Origin of the sequence: Nonomuraea aridisoli (genome assembly GCF_003236395.1) — a bacterium.
GTDB lineage: Bacteria > Actinomycetota > Actinomycetes > Streptosporangiales > Streptosporangiaceae > Nonomuraea > Nonomuraea aridisoli.
The window spans coordinates 1-17125 of record NZ_POUD01000205.1; the positions used below are offsets into that span (position 1 = coordinate 1).

Below are 17125 nucleotides of genomic sequence, written 5' to 3' on the forward strand. Positions count from 1 at the left end.
TCACATGATCGTCCAGATGGACATAGAGTGCCGTCAGAAGGGCGTCCAGCTCAGTCTTCACAAACCGATCTTGGACGCCCTTCGCTGTGCCCGCAGACGATCAGCGAATTTCACATCAACGATCTAGGCGGTGGTCACGAAAACGGCGATCCGGCGGCCGAGTTCGGCGCCCGCGTCCTCCTGGAGGAAATGCCCGGCGCCCTCGATGACGGGATGCCGCAGGCCGGCCGCCCCGGCCATCGACGCGCGCAACCGGGGCGCCATGCCCCCGGTGATCGGGTCGCCGTCGGAGAAGGCCACGAGGAACGGCCGGTCGAGCGTGGTGAGGATCCGCCAGGCAGCGCGGTTGGCGGGCGCGGCCGGGTCGTCCGGCGTGATCGGCACGAGGCCGGGCATCGCCCGCGGCCCCGCCTTGTACGACTCGTCGGGGAACGGCGCGTCGTAGGCCGCCCGCACCCGTGGCGAGAGCTCGGTCCGGCAGCCCGCCTGCACCAGCCGCCCGACGTCGAGCACGGGCGCCTTCTCCACGGCGGCCCTGAACCGGTGCCACACCTCGGGCATGGGAGTGTCACCCGTGGGCAAGCCCGTGTTGGCGGCCACGATCCTGGCGACGCGCTCCGGGTGCTCGGCGGCGAGCCGCAGCCCGATCAGGCCGCCCCAGTCCTGGCCCACGAGGGTGACCCGGTCGAGGCCGAGCGCGTCGAACAACAACGCGCGGGTCCACTCGACGTGCCGGGCATAGGTGTGGTCGGCCTGGTCGGCCGGTTTGTCGGAGCGGCCGAACCCGACCAGGTCGGGCGCGACGGCCCGCAGCCCGGCCGCGGCCAGCTCCCGCATGACGTGGCGGTAGAGGAACGACCAGCTCGGCTCGCCGTGCAGCAGCACGACGGGCTCGCCGCCGGCGGGGCCGGCCTCGACGTACGCCATGCGCGGGCCGCCGGGCAGCTCGGCGTAGCGGGGCTCGTGGGGGAAGTCGGGCAGGTCGTGGAAGCGCTCGTCGGGGGTGCGCAGGAACCGCATGGACCGATGCTCTCACCCGTGCCGCTGGTGGCGGCCGGGGAACTCGCCGATCTGCACCTGCTTGGGCGTGACGCGCAGGACGCCGGCGTCGGCCAGCGCGACGCCGCGCACCTCCACCCAGAACCGCCGCTGCAGCGGGTCGGAGGCGAACACCGCCACCCTCGGGTCATCCTCGACGGCCTCCCACGCCTCGGTCTCGGCGATCAGGCGCAGCTCGCCCGAGGATGTCACGGAGGCCACGGCGCCCGCGACCCGCGGCCCCAGGGCGTCCGCGTAGGAGAGAACGACGCCGCGGGCGTAGGAGAAGGTCCGGCGCACCTCGGGGTCCAGGTCGACCGACGGCTCGCCGCCCACGGGCAGGTCGCACATGAGCAGGGACGAGCGCCACGGCCCTGGACCGCCGCGCCACCACGCGCGCGCTGCCCGTACCGCGAAGACGGGCACCACCAGGCCGAGGGCGCCCAGCCCGAGCCGCCACGCCCACGCCGACCCCAGCAGCCCGCCCGCCGCACAGGCCGGCCCGGCGAGCGCCACGAGCACCGCCGCCGCGCGCAGCGGCAGGTCCCCGCGGTGCCGGGCGCGCAGGTAGCCCCGCACCATCGGGTACGGCACCGCCACCGCCGCCACGGCCGCCCGCGGCTCCACCACCAGCGCCGCGGCCGCCACCGTCCCCAGCGCCGACCACGTCCGGCCGAGCACGATCCACAGCGCCACGCCCGCGTTCCTGCGCGCCGTGCGCTCGGCGGCGGTCACCCGCGCCGTCTCGGCCAGCGCCCGCAGCGGACGCCCCCGCCACGTCTCTGCCAGCGCCCGTACGGCCGCCAGCGCCGGCCAGCCCAGCACCGCGATGCCCGCCAGCCCCGCCCAGACGGGGGCCGGCGCGGACGGCACCGCCGCCAGCACCAGCCAGGCGGCGTACGCGGCCACCGCCACCGCGGCCGACACCACGCCCGCCCCGAGCCAGGGGTCCCGGCGGAACATCGCCGGCACGTACGACCACAGGCCGACCCGCCGCGCGTGCCGGACCGTGAGCGGCACCAGCAGCGCCAGCACGGCGAAGCCGCCGAGCCGGGCCTGCGCTCCGAGGTCCAGCAGGAACGCGCAGGCCGCGACCGCCACCGTGGCCACCGCGACCAGCAGCCTGGCCTGCCGCGACCAGACCTCCAAGGCCCGCCTGGCCCGGCCGGTCTCCCGCGGGCCGATCGGCCAGGCCGGGTCGTGGTGCGGGCGGAGACGCTCCCAGCGCACCAGCGCCAGGGCCAGGTTCACCCGGGCCTGCGGGTGTTCGGGGTCGAGGGCGAGCGCCGCCCGGTAGCGGCGTTCCGCGCCGGCGTGCTCGCCGCGCAGCAGCGCCAGGTCGCCCAGCATGACCTCGGGCCCCGGCTGCTCGGGCGCGAACTTCGCGGCCAGCGTGGCGTGCGCGACCGCCTCGGCCCAGCGGCCCGGTGTCCGGCGCAGCGCCGCGGCCAGGCGCAGCCGGCCCGGCCACGATCCGGGCGCGAGGTCCACGGCCCGCTCGGCGAACGGCACGGCGTCGGCGTCGCGGCCGAGGCGCTCGTGGGCGAGGCTGATGAGCCGGTGCGGCCACTCGGCGGCCGGATCGAGATCGGCGGCCCGGCGCGCCGCGTCCAGCGCCGCGTCGGGGCGGCCGGCGTTCAGCCTGGTCAGGGCCTCCTCACACCAGTCGCGTGCGGATCGGTCGGAGTCGTCGCCGTCAGTGCCGCTGGGATCGGTCCGCACGCGTCCATGATCGGCTGGCCGGCGAATCTTGGATAGATACCGACATATGGCTGTATCTCTCTAGAGAGGTATGCGGCTCCGCGGATCGGCCGATACCGCTATCACGAGCGCGTGCCATGGCCTAAGCTGCCACGCAAGCCGGGAGCGCCGGAGCCGGCGGCGACTGCATTAAGACACGGTTCCGCCGCCGCCGACCACGCACGCGCGGGCCCTGTGACACCGATCGGCCCGCAGGGAGGGCCATGACCGTCACCCAGTCCGCACCCCCCGTACGGACTGCCGGGCGCGGGCATCCCGAGCGCTGGTCCATCCTGGTCCTCCTCTGCCTCAGCCTGCTGCTGATCACGGTCGACGCGACCGTCCTGCACATCGCGGTGCCCGCGCTGACCGCCGCGCTGGAGCCGTCCGCGGTGCAGCTGCTGTGGATCATCGACGTCTACTCCCTGGTGGTCGCGCCGCTGCTGGTCATGTTCGGCACGCTCGGCGACCGGTACGGCCGCAGACGGCTCGTCCTGGCGGGGTTCGTGCTCTTCGGCCTGGCCTCGGCCGGGGCCGCGTTCGCGCCGACCCCGCTCACCCTGATCCTGGCCCGAGCCCTGCTCGGCGTGGGCGGCGCCATGATCATGCCGGCCACGTTGTCGCTCATCCGCGAGGTGTTCACCGACCGGCGCGAGCGCGCCGTCGCGCTGGGCGTCTGGAGCGCGGTGGCGGCGGCCGGCGCCGCCGTCGGGCCGCTCGTCGGCGGCCTGCTCGTCGGCCTGTGGTGGGGCGCGGTCTTCCTCGTCAACGTGCCGATCCTGCTGGCGCTGCTGCCCGCCGCCGTCCGCCTGCTGCCGGAGTCCCCGGTGCGCCGGGACCGGCCGTGGGACGCCGTCAGCGCCGTGCTGTCGGTCTTCGGCGTCCTGGCGCTGGCGTTCGGGCTCAAGGAGGCCGGCTCGGGCAGCCTGATGCCGCTGTGGGCGGCCACGCTGGTGTTCCTGGCGGGGCTCGCCCTGCTGGCCGCGTTCGTCCGCCGTCAGCGCCTGCTGCCCGTGCCGTTCCTGGACATCGCCTTGTTCCGGCGGCGGGCGTTCACCACCGGGGTGCTGGGCGTGCTGCTCGGCGTGTTCGCGCTGGTGGGGCTGCAGCTGATGCTCGCCCAGTACCTGCAGCTCGTGCTCGGCGACAGCCCCGTGCGGGCGGCGCTGCGGATGTTGCCCCTGGTGATCTCGGCCGTGGCGGGCGGCCTGGTCGCGGCCCGGATCCTGCCGAGGCTCGGCATGCGGGCCACCCTGAGCGGCGGCCTCGCGCTCGTGGCGCTGGCCCTGACCCCCACCCTGACGTGGGGCGTCGAGGGCCATCCCGTGATGCTGGCGGTCTGCTTCGTCGGCATCGGGTTCGGGGTGCAGGTCGCGCTGCTGGCCGCCTCCGACACGATCATGGCGTCGGTGCCCGAGTCCCGGGCGGGCGGAGCCGCGGCCATCGAGGAGACCGCGTACGAGCTGGGCGCCGGGCTGGGCGTGGCCGCGCTCGGCACGGTCACCGCCCTCGCGTACGCCCCCGGACTGCCCGCCGTGCCCGGAGTGCCCGCCGGCGGCATGGACCAGGCCAGGCAGTCGCTGGCCGCCGCCGCGCACGTCGCCGGCGAGATCGGCGGCGCCACGGGCGGCGCGCTGCTCGACGCCGCCCGGTGGGCCTTCGTCAATGCCCTGCACACGACCGTGGTCGTGAGCGTCGTCCTGCTCAGCCTGACCGCCGTCGTGGTGGCCGCGCTGCTCAGCCGTGATTGAGGTGTGCCATGTCCCGAATAGGGCAGACAAATACCGTGAAGCAGGCCCTTCGTGATCTCGCCGCGTTAGTCGCCCGTCTAGGCGTCGGCGGCATCTTCTTCGCCAACGGCTGGGCCAAGCTCGAAGACGGACTCAAGATCACCGGAGCCAAGTTTCTCGAACAGGGCGCCCCCGCGCCCGGCGCCTGGGCGACCGTCACCATGCTCGCCGAGCTCATCGGCGGGGCGCTGCTCATCGCGGGCCTCGCGGTCTCGGTCACCGGCCTCGTGCTCTTCGCCGAGGCGCTGGCGGTCTTCCTGGTGGCCCCGCCGCTCAACCCCATCAGCCTGAACGAGCTCATCCTGCTGGGCGCGGCCTCGCTGCTGCTCGCCGTGGTCGGCGCGGGCCGCGTCTCCGTCGACCACATGGTGGTGATCCGGCGCAGGGAGTCGGAGGCCGCCGACGAGTTCGCCGCCGACACCGAGGCCGACCGCGTCATCGCGTCGTTCAAGGAGCCCGACAAGCCCGCCGGCGACGCTCCCGCGGGCGAGCCCCGGTCGGTGGAGGACACCGCGCCGCACCCGCGCCCGCGCGTCTCCGGAGGCGAGGCCAAGACCGCGGAGGCGAAGACCGCCGAGGAGCCCGCCACCGCGCCCGGCGACACGCTGGTGGCCGGCCGCAAGAAGCCGTCGTCGCGCGGCCGCCGCACCACGACCGACTGACCTGGCAGACTTTGTCGCATGAAGCGGCCTTTCACCCAGGTTGACGTGTTCAGCAGTACGCCGTACCTCGGCAACCCGCTCGCCGTCGTCCTCGACGGCGACGGGCTGAGCACGGAGGAGATGCAGCGGTTCGCCGCCTGGACGAACCTGTCCGAGACGACCTTCCTCCTGCCGCCGACGACCCCGCAGGCCGATTACCGGGTGCGCATCTTCACCCCCGCGGCGGAGCTGCCCTTCGCCGGCCACCCGACCCTGGGCTCCTGCCACGCCTGGCTGGAGGCCGGCGGCGAGCCGCGCACGGACGGGGTGGTCGTGCAGGAGTGCGGCGCCGGCCTGGTGACGCTGCGCCTGACGGACGAGGGGCCGGCCTTCCACGCGCCCCCGCTGGTGCGCTCAGGCCCGGTGGAGGAGGAGCTCCTCGAACGGATCGCCGCCTCGCTGGGGATCTCCCGCGGCGACCTGGTGGACGCCGAGTGGGCCGACAACGGGCCCGGCTGGGTCGGCGTGCTGCTGAGGGACGCCGAGGCGGTGCTGGCGCTGCGGCCCGGCCTGGTGCCGCTCGACGTGGGCGTGGCGGGGCCGTATCCGGAGGGGTCGCCGTACGCGTTCGAGGTGCGGGCGTTCTTCCCCTACCACGGCTCCACCGTCGAGGACCCGGTGACCGGCAGCCTGAACGCCTCGCTCGGCCAGTGGCTGCTGCGCACGGGCCGGGCGCGGGCGCCGTACGTGGCCTCGCAGGGCACGGCCGTCGGCCGCGCGGGACGCGTGCGCGTCCTCGCCGACGAGCAGGGGGACGTCTGGGTCGGCGGCTCCGTCGTCACGTGCGTCAGCGGCCACGTCGACCTGTGAGCCTCAGCCGCGCAGCGTGAACCGCACCTCGTCGCCCGGCCGCAGCTGCGCCGCGACCGGGACGTCCGCGGCCCGCACCACCCCGATCACCGGGTAGCCGCCCGTCGGCGGGTGGTCGGCGAGGAAGACGATCGGCTGCCCGCTCGGCGGCACCTGCACCGCGCCGAGCACCATGCCCTCGCTCGGCAGCTCGCCCTGGCGCGCCCGCACCAGCTCCGGCCCGCGCAGCCGCACGCCGACGCGGTTGCTGTCCTGCGTCACGGTGTACGGCCGCGCGCACAACCCCTCCGGCGCCCCGGGCACGAACCAGTCGTCGCGCGGCCCCGGCAGGATCCGCAACACGGCCGGACGGGGCCCCGGCGGCGGCGCGAGATCGGCGCGGATCTCGCCCGTCGGCCGCCCGACCGGCAGCAGCGTGCCCGGCCGCAGCGGCTCGGGACCCAGCCCGGACAACGAGTCGGTGGAACGGCTGCCGAGCACCGGCTCGACGTCGATCCCGCCGCGTACGGCCAGATAGGTGCGCAGCCCCCACACCGGCGGCCCGAGCCGCAGCTCCGCGCCCGCCGGTACCCAGAACGGCGCCCCCATGTCCGCCCCCGACGCGAGGGGCGCGCCCGCCAGCGCCACCCACGCCGCGTCGTGGAAGCGCAGCCGCGCCATCCCGAACGTCAGCTCCACCCCCGCCAGCCCCTCGGGGTTGCCGACGAGCCGGTTGGCCAGTCGCAGGCTCGGCGCGTCGGCCGCTCCCGAGCACGGCACCCCCAGGTGCGCGAGACCCGGGCGGCCCAGATCCTGGACGGTCGCGTACGGACCGGGCGCCACCACCTCGATCATGCGCGCTCGAACCGTACGCGCATGCCCGGCCGGAACAACGACGGCGGGTCGGCGCTCACGTCCCACACCCGCGTCGAGGTGCGCCCGAGCAGCCGCCACCCGCCCGGCGAGGCCGTCGGGTAGACCGCCGAGTACGGCCCCGCCACGGCCACCGACCCGGCGGGCACCGAGGTGCGCGGCGTGTCCAGCCGCGGCAGGTGCAGCACCGGGTCGAGCCCGGTCAGATAGGCGAACCCCGGCGCGAACCCGAGCCAGCCCACCACCAGCTCCCGCCCGGTGTGCCGGGCGACGACCTCCTCCACCGAAAGGCCCGCCAGCCCGGCCACCGACTCCAGGTCGGCGCCGTCGTACACCACGGGGATCGTCACGACCGGCCCGTCGGCCATCCCCGCCCCCTCGCGCACCCCCTCGGCGAGGGACGCCAGCCGCGCCCGCAGCCGCTCGCGGTCGGCGCCGGGCGCCACCACGAGCACGGTCTCCGGCCCCGGCACGATCTCCACGACCTCCCGCGGCCGCTCGGCCCGCAGCGCGGCGTCGAGCCGGTGGGACGCCTCCAGCGACCCGGTCTCCACGAGCAGCCCGTGCTCACCGGCCGCCCGGATCACGCGAACGCCTGCAGGACCACTCCGGCCGCCAGCAGTGCGTCGCGCACCTCCCGCGCCAGCCGGACCGCGTCAGGCGTGTCACCGTGGACGCACAGCGAACGCGCCGAGACCGGCACCGAACTCCCGTCGGCGGCCGTCACACAGCCCTCCACGGCCATCTGACGGGCCCGCGCGGCCACCGCCGCCGGGTCGTGGACGACCGCGCCCGGCTCGCGGCGCGGCACCAGGGTGCCCTGCGGCGTGTAGGCCCGGTCGGCGAACGCCTCGCTCACCGTCGGCACGCCCTCGGCCGCCGCCACCTTGTGCACGACCGACCCGGGCAGCGTGAGGACCGGCAGCGACGGGTCGTAGTCGGCCACCGCGTCGATCACCGCCGCCGCCTGGACCTCGTCGCGGACGATGCGGTTGTAGAGCGCGCCGTGCGGCTTGACGTAGGAGACCCGCCCGCCCATCGCCCTGGCGATGCCGTCGACGGCGGCCAGCTGGTAGAGCACCTCCGCGCACAGCTCCTCGGGCTCGAGGTCCATCTCCCTGCGCCCGAAGTGGGCCAGGTCGCGATAGGACACCTGCGCGCCGATCGTCACGCCGCGGTCGACGGCCGCCGCGCACGTGCGCCTGATGGTCACCGGGTCGCCGGCGTGGAAGCCGCAGGCGACGTTGGCGCTCGTGACGACGTCGAGCAGGGCGAGGTCGTCGCCGAGCCGCCAGACGCCGAAGCCTTCGCCGAGGTCCGCGTTCAGGTCGATCACCATGGCACCATCATGGCCGCAGGTGAGCCGTCAGTGCGACGTTCTCAGATCTCGTCCGGGATGTCCGCGATGTCGTCGAGGGCCGCGGCCAGCTCGTCGGGGTCGCCGCCGATCCGCTCGGCGATCTCGATCAGCACGTGCAGCACGTCGTGGCGGTCGTGGCCGAGGTCGAGCAGGCGCTGCGCGGCCTCCCACAGCTGCGGCGGGTCGCCGTCCCACAGCCGGGTGGCGATCTCCTCGTGCCAGGCGAGGTGCTCCTGGTCGATCAGCCCGCCGTGGTCGATCTCGAGTAACGTACGCCGGTCCGCCTCGTCGGCCGGGTTGAGCCGGTCGAGGTCGATGCCGTTGTGCGTGCCCTGCAGATAGGGGAACGCGAACGCCCGCCTGGCCAGCGCCGACAGGTCGCCGTCGGGCAGCAGCCGCTCCAGCAGCGGCCGGTCGATCCCGAACGACGTCGGATCCCGGTACGCCTCGGGGAACTTCCCGGTGGCCTCCCACACCGCGTCGAGCGTCGCCTTGAGACCCTGCTCCGGCAGCCCCGTACGGTGGGCGGCGAAGCGCACCCACGCCGACAGCACGTGGGGCATCGCCTCCTGCTCGGCCACGCTCAGCATCACCTTGCGCGGCAGCCAGTCGAGCAGGAACGTCTCGCACTTGGTCGGGCTCACCCGCAGCGGACGGTTGAAGTCGCGCTCGCACCCGTAGTCGATGATGTGGTCGGCGCAGCGCGAGGCCGCCGACGGGTCCGACAGGTGCTCGGCCGCGTCGGAGGCGAGGAACTCCGCCGCCAGCATGGCCCGCCGCTCCCTGCTGTACGGGGCCTCGATGTGCAGCGGCGCCGGCCGCTTGCGCCCGGGGGGCAGCGCCTTGAGCCGGGCCCTGGCGAAGGCGTGGTAGGCGCTGTAGCTGTCGCTCACGGGCGGCGGGGTCTTGGGCTCCATGGTGGCCTTCATCGCGGACTCCAGCAGCGCCCTGGCCTGCTCGGGCTGGATCTCCTCGAACAGCAGCATCGGGTTGCCCGCCGCCTCGGCCCTGGCCTGCTCCAGCAGCTTGTCGACCTGGGAGGAGACCCAGGCGTCGCGGGCCATGCCGTTCATGTTGTGGTCGACCACCATGACGAGGGCGTGGCGGTCGATCGGCTGCTCGCTCGCGCTCGGCCGGTAGGCGAAGGTGCAGATGACGGTGTCCTGGTCGCCGTAGGCGTCGCGGGAGACGTAGCTGCCGGTGGGCTTGACCGCGCCCACCCGGTCGGCCCAGCCGGGCCGCGCGACCCCCGACTCCATCATCGCCAGCGCCGCGCCCTCCGCCTTGGCTCCCTGGCGGGCGGTGCCGAGATAGGCCAGGCAGATCAGCAACGTGAGCGAGGCGGGGGTGCCGGCCTTGGCCGCGTAGTCGACCAGGCCCTCGCCGAGCACCTGCTCGACGTCGCCGCCCCTGACCCGTCTGCCCCACCAGGCGCCGATCATGTCGGAGACCATCAGCTCCGCGTCGAGGGGGGAGCGCACGGCCAGCAGCTCGCGGGCCGCCTGCACCATCTCCTTGAACACGTCGTCCGGCGGGCTGCTCTCCCGGGGATCTCGTCGGTGTCGGCGCACGCCCTCACTCTCTCGTATTCCAGGCGCGAACGCTGCGGAGAACACGACCCGGTGACCCCGATGTTATCGGGCAGGAACCTTCCGGCGGGCACGCGGACCGTGCGCCCGCCCGCCGTTCACGCGTTACCGGATCCCCCTGGGCGGGGGAGCGGAGTTGACGATCGCCAGCAGGCGCTCACGGGCGATGCGTTCCACGATCTCGGGCGTGGCCGAGATGCCGAGGTGCTGCGCGCACGCGCACACGTCTGCGACGCAGCGGTCGATCGTGTCCACGGGTACGGTCAGGAACTCTTCGGCCAGCCTGTGACTGACCGGTTCCCGCAGGAACCGTGTGGCCAGAGCGAGCATAGATGTGAGATTCCTCTGGAGACCCGGGGGCAAACCCCCAGGAACGTCTGCAGGGCGACTTGCGCTCTCATTTCACCTTTTCTCGGGCGTGTGTCAAGCCTCCACGGAGGCTGTGTTCACTTCACCGCGCGCCCATTCATGCGAAGCTGTCTCCATGCGCATCCAGCTCGCCCAGCGGAGCGAGGCGGACGAGCTCCTCGGCCGCAGCCCGCTCGCCCTCCTCGTCGGCATGCTGCTCGACCAGCAGATCCCCATGGAGTGGGCGTTCACGGGGCCGTACACCATCTCTCAGCGGCTCGGTCACGACCTCACCGCCGCCGAGATCGCCTCCTACGATCCCGACGCGTTCGCCGCGCTGCTCGCCGAGAAGCCGGCCGTGCACCGTTATCCCAAGTCGATGGCGGCACGCGTCCAGCAGCTCGCGGCCTACCTCGTCGAGAACTACGACGGTCGCCCGGAGCTGATCTGGGCCGAGGCGCAAGACGGCCATGAATTGTTGAAACGACTCATGGCCCTTCCGGGATACGGGAAGCAGAAGGCCCAGATTTTCTTGGCATTGCTGGGCAAGCAGTTGGGGGTCCAGCCGTCAGGCTGGCGGGAGGCAGCCGGACTCTACGGCGAGGAGGGGTCACACCGATCGGTCGCCGACGTGGTCGACGCCGACAGCCTGGCCCGCGTGCGAGAGGCCAAACAGGAGGCCAAGCGCGCGGCCAAGGCCCGGTAGCCGTGGCAGAAATCCGCGACGGCGACAGGGCGCTGTAACCTGATCTTGCTGCGCAACGTGGAGCGACTTTGACAGGATGCGTAGACCCGAGAGGCGACAGGGCCGCGGCGGGGGCTTCCGTCCGCACGTGCCCATCGCCGATGATGTACTGCAGGATCCGGTCGCCCGGAGCTGCGCTACGCCGATACACAGTTATGGAGATGTGCCGCGTGGGAGACCCTGGCACGCGACGGAGGTGCGGACGATGAGCGCCGAGACCTCCGTTCCCCGTCCCCGGGAGTCGGATGTGGACATCTCAGACTCCGCCCTCTTCAAGGGCCTGCTGTCCGAGGCCGAGTTCGCCTTCGCGTTCTTCGACGCCGAAGGCCGCCTCCAGCGGGTCAACGACCTCTTCAGCGACGTCGTCGGCGTGCCCGCCGGCGACCTGGCCGGCCGGACGCCCGCGGAGGCGCTGGCCGCCGACCTCGGCCAGGTCATCGGCCACGCGGTGCGGGCCGTCATCGACAACGACGCCCCGGTCACCGAGGGCCGCGTGCGCGTGCGCACGGCGGGGGGCGACACGCGGCACTGGTCGCTGTCGTTCTCGCCGGTCCACGACGAGGCGGGCGAGCTGCGCGCCGTCGCCCTGATCGGCCTCGACGTGACCGAGAGCCGCCAGACCGAGGAGGCGCTGCGCCGCAGCGAGGAGCGTTACCGTTCGCTCGTCGAGGCGCAGTCGCAGCTCGTCTGGATCACCTCGCCCACCGGCGCCGTGATCGAGGACGCGCCCCAGTGGCGCGCCATCACCGGCCAGGGCCTGGAGGAGTACCTCGCGGGCGGCTGGCTGGAGGTCGTCCACCCCGAGGAGCGCCAGCAGACCGAGGAGGCCTGGCGCGAGGCGCTGCGCGGGCGCACCATGTTCGAGTGGAACTACCGCGTCCGCACCCGCGCCAGCGGTTATCGCCACTTCGAGGTGCGCGCGGTGCCGATCATCCGCCACGGCAGGGTGGTCGAGTGGGTCGGCGCCAACACCGACGTCACCCCGCAGCGCGAGGCCGAGGAGATGCGCGGCCGGCTGACCGACCAGCTCGGCGCCGCCGCCCTGCGCACCGCCCGGCTGCAGGGCGCCACCGCCATGCTGGCCGAGGCCCTGACGGTCGAGCAGGTCGTCCAGGTCATCATCGACGTGGGCCGCACGGCCCTGGCCGCCGACCGCTCGGCGGTCGCGCTGCTCGACACCGACCGCGCCGCCCTCAAGCTGATCAACGGCGAGGGCATCATGGAGGCGTCGGGCGCCACGGGCGACGAGATCCCGCTGTCGCAGTCCAACGTCATGACCATGGCGGTCAACAGCCGCCGGCCGGTGTTCGCCGAGTCGCCCGAGTCACTGAAGGCCCAGCTGCTGGAGGCGGGCGGCGACGAGGAGGTCCTGGCCCAGATGCTGGCCACCGGCGACGAGCGGGCCTGGGTGGGCCTGCCGCTGCTGGCGGCGGGACGCGCCCTGGGAGCGCTCCGATTCTCCTTCACCAGGCCGCAGAAGATCTCCCAGGAGGACGGCGTCTTCCTGGAGGCGCTGGCCGGTCAGTGCGCGCTGGCGGTCGAGCGGGCCACCCTGTTCGAGCGCGAGCACCGCACCGCCGAGACGCTGCAGCGCAGCCTGCTGCCCGACCGCCTGCCGGTGGTCAAGGGGCTGGTGCTGGCCCAGCGCTTCCGCTCGGGCAGCCGCCACGTCCAGGTCGGCGGCGACTGGTACGACGCGTTCGTGCTGCAGGACGGGCGGGTCGCGGCGGTCGTCGGCGACGTCATGGGCAAGGGCGTCAAGGCCGCGGCGGGCATGGGCCGCATCCGCAACGCCATGCGGGCGCTGGCGCTGACCAATCCGCCGCCCGCGGCCGTGCTCACGGGGCTCGACCGCGTCTTCGAGGCCACCGAGGAGGAGGAGCAGGTCACCACGCTGGCCTACATGGTCGTCGAGCCGGTCACGGGCGAGGGCACGCTGGCGCTGGCGGGCCATCCGCCACCCGTCCTGGTCTCCCCGCAGGGCACCGCGATCCTGTGCGACGCCGAGCCCGGCACCCCGCTGGGCTGGCCGACCAGCCGCCGGCAGTTCCGGTTCGTGGTGCCGCCCGGCCACACCGCCGTGCTGTACTCCGACGGCCTCGTGGAGAACAGGAAGCGCGGATTGGACGCCGGTTTGGCAGAGCTTTGCAGTGTTGTGACAGAAGCGCCGCCTGAGGTGGTGAGTAGTCCGCATATGCTGCTGGACTTCCTGGTTGACCGGATGTTGTCTGGATATGAACAGGATGATGACGTTACTGCGCTCGCAATTCACGTCCCGCCAGCCACGAAGAGTGACTGAATGAAACAGTCATAACGGTTGCTTTCGGGTATCAGTGCCCCGCTTACGTACGCACTACTGTCTCGGTCGGCCTAGGGTGGAGGTCAACCGCCGGGAGGTGGCCGTATGGAGTGCGGGGTCGTGCCAGAATGCTGTGCAGGTCCGTCGCGGTCCGCACGGCCTCACCGATCTCCGAGAGAGGCAACAGCCCCCCAGCGGGCATCTGGGTCCATTGTCGCCACGCGTTCGTTCGAGAGGTGTTCGTGTCGCCTGCAAGTTCGACTCGCTCGAAGCCACAAGAGCTGAACGAGCCCGTCATTCAGCGACTGCTCGAGCGTGGGCGCTCGCAGGGTTTCCTCGAGTCTGAGGATGTCCGTCAGGCCTTCGAGGAGGCGGACATCCCCATGTCGCACGCCGCCGCGTTCTTGCGGAACCTCAGCAAAGAGGGCGTGACCGTGGTGGTGACCGCCGCGGATTCGGCTGCGCCGAAGAAGAAGTCTCGAGGTCCAGCAAAGCGTCAGACCGCCGCGCCAGTCAAGACCAAGACTGCGGCGGCCGCCAAAGAGCAGCAGCCCGAGACCGTGACCGCGGTCGTCGGCACCACTGAAGCCGAGCCGGCCGCCAAGAAGGCGGCCCCTGCCAAGAAGGCCGCTCCGGCGGCCAAGAAGGCCGCGGCTCCCGCCGCCGCCAAGAAGGCCGAGCCGAAGAGCGCTGGGCCTGCCGACACCAAGCCGAAGACGGCCGACTCCAAGGCCGACGCGGACGACGACGACATCGAGCTCGACGGCGACGTGGAGCTGGAGGACCTCGAAGACCTCGACGTCGACGACATCGTGGCCGAGGACGACAGCGACTCCGACGGTGAGTCCGACTCCGACGACGACTCCGACGACGAGCCCAAGGCCGCCGAGGTGGCCGTCGAGAAGAGCGAGGACGAAGTCCTCATCCTCTCCGACGACGACGATGACGCCCCGGTCGCGCAGGTCGCCGCCGCCGGCGCCACCGCCGACCCGGTCAAGGACTACCTCAAGCAGATCGGCAAGGTCCCCCTGCTCAACGCCGAGCAGGAGGTCGAGCTGGCCAAGCGCATCGAGGCGGGCCTGTTCGCCGAGGAGCAGCTCGGCGGCGGCGAGGCCGACTCGCTGCCGGTCGACGTCAAGGCCGAGCTGGAGTGGATCGCCGAGGACGGCCGCCGCGCCAAGAACCACCTGCTGGAGGCCAACCTCCGGCTCGTGGTCTCGCTGGCCAAGCGCTACACCGGCCGCGGCATGCTCTTCCTCGACCTGATCCAGGAAGGCAACCTGGGCCTGATCAGGGCCGTCGAGAAGTTCGACTACACCAAGGGCTACAAGTTCTCCACCTACGCCACGTGGTGGATCCGGCAGGCGATCACGCGTGCCATGGCCGACCAGGCGCGGACCATCCGCATCCCGGTCCACATGGTCGAAGTGATCAACAAGCTGGCCCGCGTCCAGCGGCAGATGCTGCAGGACCTCGGCCGCGAGCCCACGCCGGAAGAGCTCGCCCGTGAGCTGGACATGACGCCCGAGAAGGTCGTCGAGGTCCAGAAGTACGGGCGCGAGCCCATCTCGCTCCACACCCCGCTGGGTGAGGAGGGCGACAGCGAGTTCGGCGACCTCATCGAGGACTCCGAGGCCATCGTCCCGGCCGACGCCGTCAGCTTCACGCTGCTCCAGGAGCAGCTGCACTCCGTTCTCGACACGTTGTCGGAGCGGGAGGCGGGCGTCGTCTCGATGCGCTTCGGTCTCACCGACGGTCAGCCGAAGACGCTCGACGAGATCGGCAAGGTTTACGGGGTCACCCGTGAGCGCATCCGCCAGATCGAGTCGAAGACGATGTCGAAGCTGCGCCACCCGTCCCGGTCCCAGGTGCTGCGCGACTACCTGGACTGACCAGGCCATCTTCGAACGAGCCCCGTGCGGACGCCTTCCGCCCGGGGCTCGTTCGCGTCACAGGGCGACGTCGAGCGTCCAGGGGCGGCTGGGGCGCGGCGGCGCCGTGAGCTCCACGGCGTAGCCGCGGGCGGTCAGGTGTTTGGCCAGCTCGCCGGGGGTCGCGGGGTCGGCGCCCGACTCCAGCAGCGCCCGGGCGATCTCGCCACGGGTGGCCTTGGCCATGTGGCTGACGACCTTGCCGTCGCGGAACACGCGTACCGTGACCGCCCGGTCGCCGGGCTGCCACGCGGCCGCGTACGTGGCCGAACGCAGGTCCACCACCAGCCCCGGCAGCCGGTCGAGCTCCTTGGCGAGCAAGGGTCGCCAGAATGCCGCCAGCCCGCCGAGCGGCGGCAGGCTGACGCCCATCGACAGGCGGTAGGGCGGGATGCGGTCGGTGATGCGCACGACGCCCCACAGGCCCGAGAAGATCAGCACCGACTCCTCGGCCCGGCTCCGCGCATCGGCGGCCAGCGTGCCGAGGCCGAGGTTGTCGTACAGGACGCCGGTGTAGAGCTCGGCGGCGGGGAGCGTGGGGGCCGTCTTGAGGCCGGCGTTCTTGGCCGGCTCGCCTTTGAGACCCGGGGTCAGGCCGAGGACCTCCAGGGCGTCGCGCCGTCTGGAGGCTCGGACGAGCGCGTTCAGCACCCGGGTACGGGGCTTGCCGAGAGCGGGGAAGGACAGGTCGCCGACGGGCGGGCCGCTGCCCTCCGACGCCTTGCCTTCAGACGGCGGCAGCAGAATCAACACCGTGCCAGATTATTGCTCCCCGAGCACCGATCGTGGCCGGGCTCCGTCGCGGGTGTGACCGTTCGTGACGGGCGGGTTCTTTCGTTACGGCGGTGCCAGGTGGGCGCCACCCACCGACCGGGGCCGGGCTCTGTCCAGGGAGACGCTCATGAGGTGGAGCCGCCCGGCCGCCGCTACGCCGCCCCCTGGGCCGTCCTCTTCGCTCAGGAACTCGTCAACGGCCGACGAAGGAATCTCCGGCGCGGTCCGAACCAACGAGCGTTCAGCGGCATCCAACACAGCACCGGAGGGGGCTCACATGATCATGTGGTTGGCCGACGCCGCCGGGGCGGCGACCGTGTCACCCCGCGGGCCTTTCGTTAAGCGACCTCGCATGACGCCGGGCGCCCTCGCGGCCGTGAGCGTGTCCCACGCATGGTGATCCGCAAACGCGCCCCACGCTCCACGCAGCGCATCGACGTGACCCGCCTCCCCGAGGACGTCGTGGCGCTCATCGACGCCCTCGAGCCTGGCGAGAGCCTGCTCGTCACGCGTGACGGCGCATCGATCGCGACGATCTCCAGCACCGTCGACGTGGTCCAAGGCGCCGTCGTCGATCGCGACCCGCCCGACGAGGCCGAGGATCGAACACCCGTCGACTACGAGAGCGTGACCGTCGTGGCCACCGCGATGGAGCTGTCGACCGCGGCTCGGGTCGCTCTTGGCACCCAGCTCGGGGCCGACTACGTCGTGCTCGACATGCACGCCGCTCCCACGACGACCGATGTGCTGCTGGTACCTCCAGGCAGCCCGCAGCTGATCGGGGCGCTGCGAGCGATGTTCCCGAAAGCCCGCGTCATCGTCACCGAGATCGAGGACCACGAGCTCGGGGTCCAGTACCACGGCCCGGTCCGACGCCTGCTCGACGCCGGCGCCGACGCGTACCTGCCTCCGGCGACCCTCCCACTCCTGGCCAGACAGCTCGACTACACGCTGAACCCCGGACGCGAGCTCACTGGCGAAGCTCCCATGCGCTTGCAGATCGCCCCGACCGTGACACCGGCAGATCCGGACGACGAATGACCCCAGGCCCCATCGCCGGCGCCTCACCGTAGCCATGGGTGTCCCGGGCCATCGTGCTCGGCCGGATCTGCCGGTGTCACGGTCGGGGCGATCTGCAAGCGCATGGG

General features: G+C 72.8%; 15 protein-coding genes. 7 read left to right on the top strand and 8 right to left on the bottom strand.

The window, feature by feature from the left end; translation table 11 throughout:
* Positions 1–123: 123 nt before the first annotated feature.
* Both C1J01_RS34445 and C1J01_RS34450 read right to left on the bottom strand, forming a co-directional pair.
* The gene (locus C1J01_RS34445; RefSeq protein WP_111183151.1) at positions 124–1020 is read right to left on the bottom strand and encodes a haloalkane dehalogenase; all 897 of its coding nucleotides are present in this window, start codon (positions 1018–1020) and stop codon (positions 124–126) included.
* Between the two features lie 12 nt (positions 1021–1032).
* Positions 1033–2760, bottom strand: coding sequence for a tetratricopeptide repeat protein (locus C1J01_RS34450; RefSeq protein WP_111183152.1), 1728 nt, complete (start codon positions 2758–2760; stop codon positions 1033–1035).
* 242 nt (positions 2761–3002) lie between these two features.
* Between C1J01_RS34450 and C1J01_RS34455 the strand changes: the two genes are divergently transcribed.
* Genes C1J01_RS34455 through C1J01_RS34465 form a run of 3 tightly spaced genes read left to right on the top strand, consistent with a single transcriptional unit; the run spans position 3003 to position 6079 of the window.
* On the top strand, positions 3003–4529 hold the full coding sequence (locus C1J01_RS34455) for an MFS transporter (protein WP_111183153.1): 1527 nt from the start codon (positions 3003–3005) through the stop codon (positions 4527–4529).
* Positions 4530–4564: 35 nt separating this feature from the next.
* The gene (locus C1J01_RS34460; RefSeq protein WP_181449117.1) at positions 4565–5230 is read left to right on the top strand and encodes a DoxX family protein; all 666 of its coding nucleotides are present in this window, start codon (positions 4565–4567) and stop codon (positions 5228–5230) included.
* An 18-nt stretch (positions 5231–5248) separates the two neighbouring features.
* Positions 5249–6079, top strand: coding sequence for a PhzF family phenazine biosynthesis protein (locus C1J01_RS34465; RefSeq protein WP_111183155.1), 831 nt, complete (start codon positions 5249–5251; stop codon positions 6077–6079).
* Positions 6080–6082: 3 nt separating this feature from the next.
* Here C1J01_RS34465 and C1J01_RS34470 read toward each other — a convergent pair whose 3' ends face one another.
* The 5 genes from C1J01_RS34470 to C1J01_RS34490 form a co-directional block, all read right to left on the bottom strand.
* On the bottom strand, positions 6083–6913 hold the full coding sequence (locus C1J01_RS34470) for a 5-oxoprolinase subunit C family protein (RefSeq protein WP_111183156.1): 831 nt from the start codon (positions 6911–6913) through the stop codon (positions 6083–6085).
* Positions 6910–7518 carry a 5-oxoprolinase subunit B family protein gene (locus C1J01_RS34475; protein WP_111183157.1) on the bottom strand — a complete coding sequence of 203 codons (609 nt, stop codon included), beginning with the start codon at positions 7516–7518 and terminating at the stop codon, positions 6910–6912. The genes C1J01_RS34470 and C1J01_RS34475 overlap by 4 nt, the downstream gene beginning before the upstream one ends.
* Positions 7515–8270, bottom strand: a complete 756-nt coding sequence (locus tag C1J01_RS34480; RefSeq protein ID WP_111183158.1) for a LamB/YcsF family protein — start codon at positions 8268–8270, stop codon at positions 7515–7517. Before C1J01_RS34480 ends, C1J01_RS34475 begins: the two co-directional genes overlap by 4 nt.
* A gap of 41 nt (positions 8271–8311) precedes the next feature.
* The gene (locus C1J01_RS34485) at positions 8312–9802 is read right to left on the bottom strand and encodes a hypothetical protein (protein ID WP_235854860.1); all 1491 of its coding nucleotides are present in this window, start codon (positions 9800–9802) and stop codon (positions 8312–8314) included.
* Positions 9803–9985: 183 nt separating this feature from the next.
* Positions 9986–10210: a hypothetical protein gene (locus C1J01_RS34490; protein ID WP_111183160.1), complete on the bottom strand. Its 225-nt coding sequence runs from the start codon at positions 10208–10210 to the stop codon at positions 9986–9988.
* 154 nt (positions 10211–10364) lie between these two features.
* On the opposite strand from C1J01_RS34490, the gene C1J01_RS34495 reads away from it, so the two are divergent.
* The 3 genes from C1J01_RS34495 (at position 10365) to C1J01_RS34505 (ending at position 15164) form a co-directional block, all read left to right on the top strand.
* Positions 10365–10934 carry an HhH-GPD-type base excision DNA repair protein gene (locus C1J01_RS34495; protein ID WP_111183161.1) on the top strand — a complete coding sequence of 190 codons (570 nt, stop codon included), beginning with the start codon at positions 10365–10367 and terminating at the stop codon, positions 10932–10934.
* Between the two features lie 244 nt (positions 10935–11178).
* Positions 11179–13272, top strand: coding sequence for a SpoIIE family protein phosphatase (locus C1J01_RS34500; protein ID WP_111183162.1), 2094 nt, complete (start codon positions 11179–11181; stop codon positions 13270–13272).
* A gap of 242 nt (positions 13273–13514) precedes the next feature.
* Positions 13515–15164: an RNA polymerase sigma factor gene (locus C1J01_RS34505; protein ID WP_111183165.1), complete on the top strand. Its 1650-nt coding sequence runs from the start codon at positions 13515–13517 to the stop codon at positions 15162–15164.
* A gap of 57 nt (positions 15165–15221) precedes the next feature.
* On the opposite strand, the gene C1J01_RS34510 is transcribed toward C1J01_RS34505, so the two are convergent.
* The gene (locus C1J01_RS34510; protein WP_111183163.1) at positions 15222–15956 is read right to left on the bottom strand and encodes a YaaA family protein; all 735 of its coding nucleotides are present in this window, start codon (positions 15954–15956) and stop codon (positions 15222–15224) included.
* A 414-nt stretch (positions 15957–16370) separates the two neighbouring features.
* On the opposite strand from C1J01_RS34510, the gene C1J01_RS34520 reads away from it, so the two are divergent.
* Positions 16371–17018: a hypothetical protein gene (locus C1J01_RS34520; RefSeq protein ID WP_181449118.1), complete on the top strand. Its 648-nt coding sequence runs from the start codon at positions 16371–16373 to the stop codon at positions 17016–17018.
* The last annotated feature ends 107 nt before the right edge of the window (positions 17019–17125 follow it).

What these genes read in the sequence shown, in the direction of transcription:
- C1J01_RS34455 (WP_111183153.1), top strand. Translation starts at nt 3,003, where the DNA reads ATGACCGTCACCCAGTCCGCACCCCCCGTACGGACTGCCGGGCGCGGG.
- C1J01_RS34490 (WP_111183160.1), bottom strand. Translation starts at nt 10,210, where the DNA reads ATGCTCGCTCTGGCCACACGGTTCCTGCGGGAACCGGTCAGTCACAGG.
- C1J01_RS34500 (WP_111183162.1), top strand. Translation starts at nt 11,179, where the DNA reads ATGAGCGCCGAGACCTCCGTTCCCCGTCCCCGGGAGTCGGATGTGGAC.
- C1J01_RS34480 (WP_111183158.1), bottom strand. Translation starts at nt 8,270, where the DNA reads ATGGTGATCGACCTGAACGCGGACCTCGGCGAAGGCTTCGGCGTCTGG.
- C1J01_RS34485 (WP_235854860.1), bottom strand. Translation starts at nt 9,802, where the DNA reads ATGGTGCAGGCGGCCCGCGAGCTGCTGGCCGTGCGCTCCCCCCTCGAC.
- C1J01_RS34470 (WP_111183156.1), bottom strand. Translation starts at nt 6,913, where the DNA reads ATGATCGAGGTGGTGGCGCCCGGTCCGTACGCGACCGTCCAGGATCTG.
- C1J01_RS34495 (WP_111183161.1), top strand. Translation starts at nt 10,365, where the DNA reads ATGCGCATCCAGCTCGCCCAGCGGAGCGAGGCGGACGAGCTCCTCGGC.
- C1J01_RS34520 (WP_181449118.1), top strand. Translation starts at nt 16,371, where the DNA reads ATGGTGATCCGCAAACGCGCCCCACGCTCCACGCAGCGCATCGACGTG.
- C1J01_RS34445 (WP_111183151.1), bottom strand. Translation starts at nt 1,020, where the DNA reads ATGCGGTTCCTGCGCACCCCCGACGAGCGCTTCCACGACCTGCCCGAC.
- C1J01_RS34465 (WP_111183155.1), top strand. Translation starts at nt 5,249, where the DNA reads ATGAAGCGGCCTTTCACCCAGGTTGACGTGTTCAGCAGTACGCCGTAC.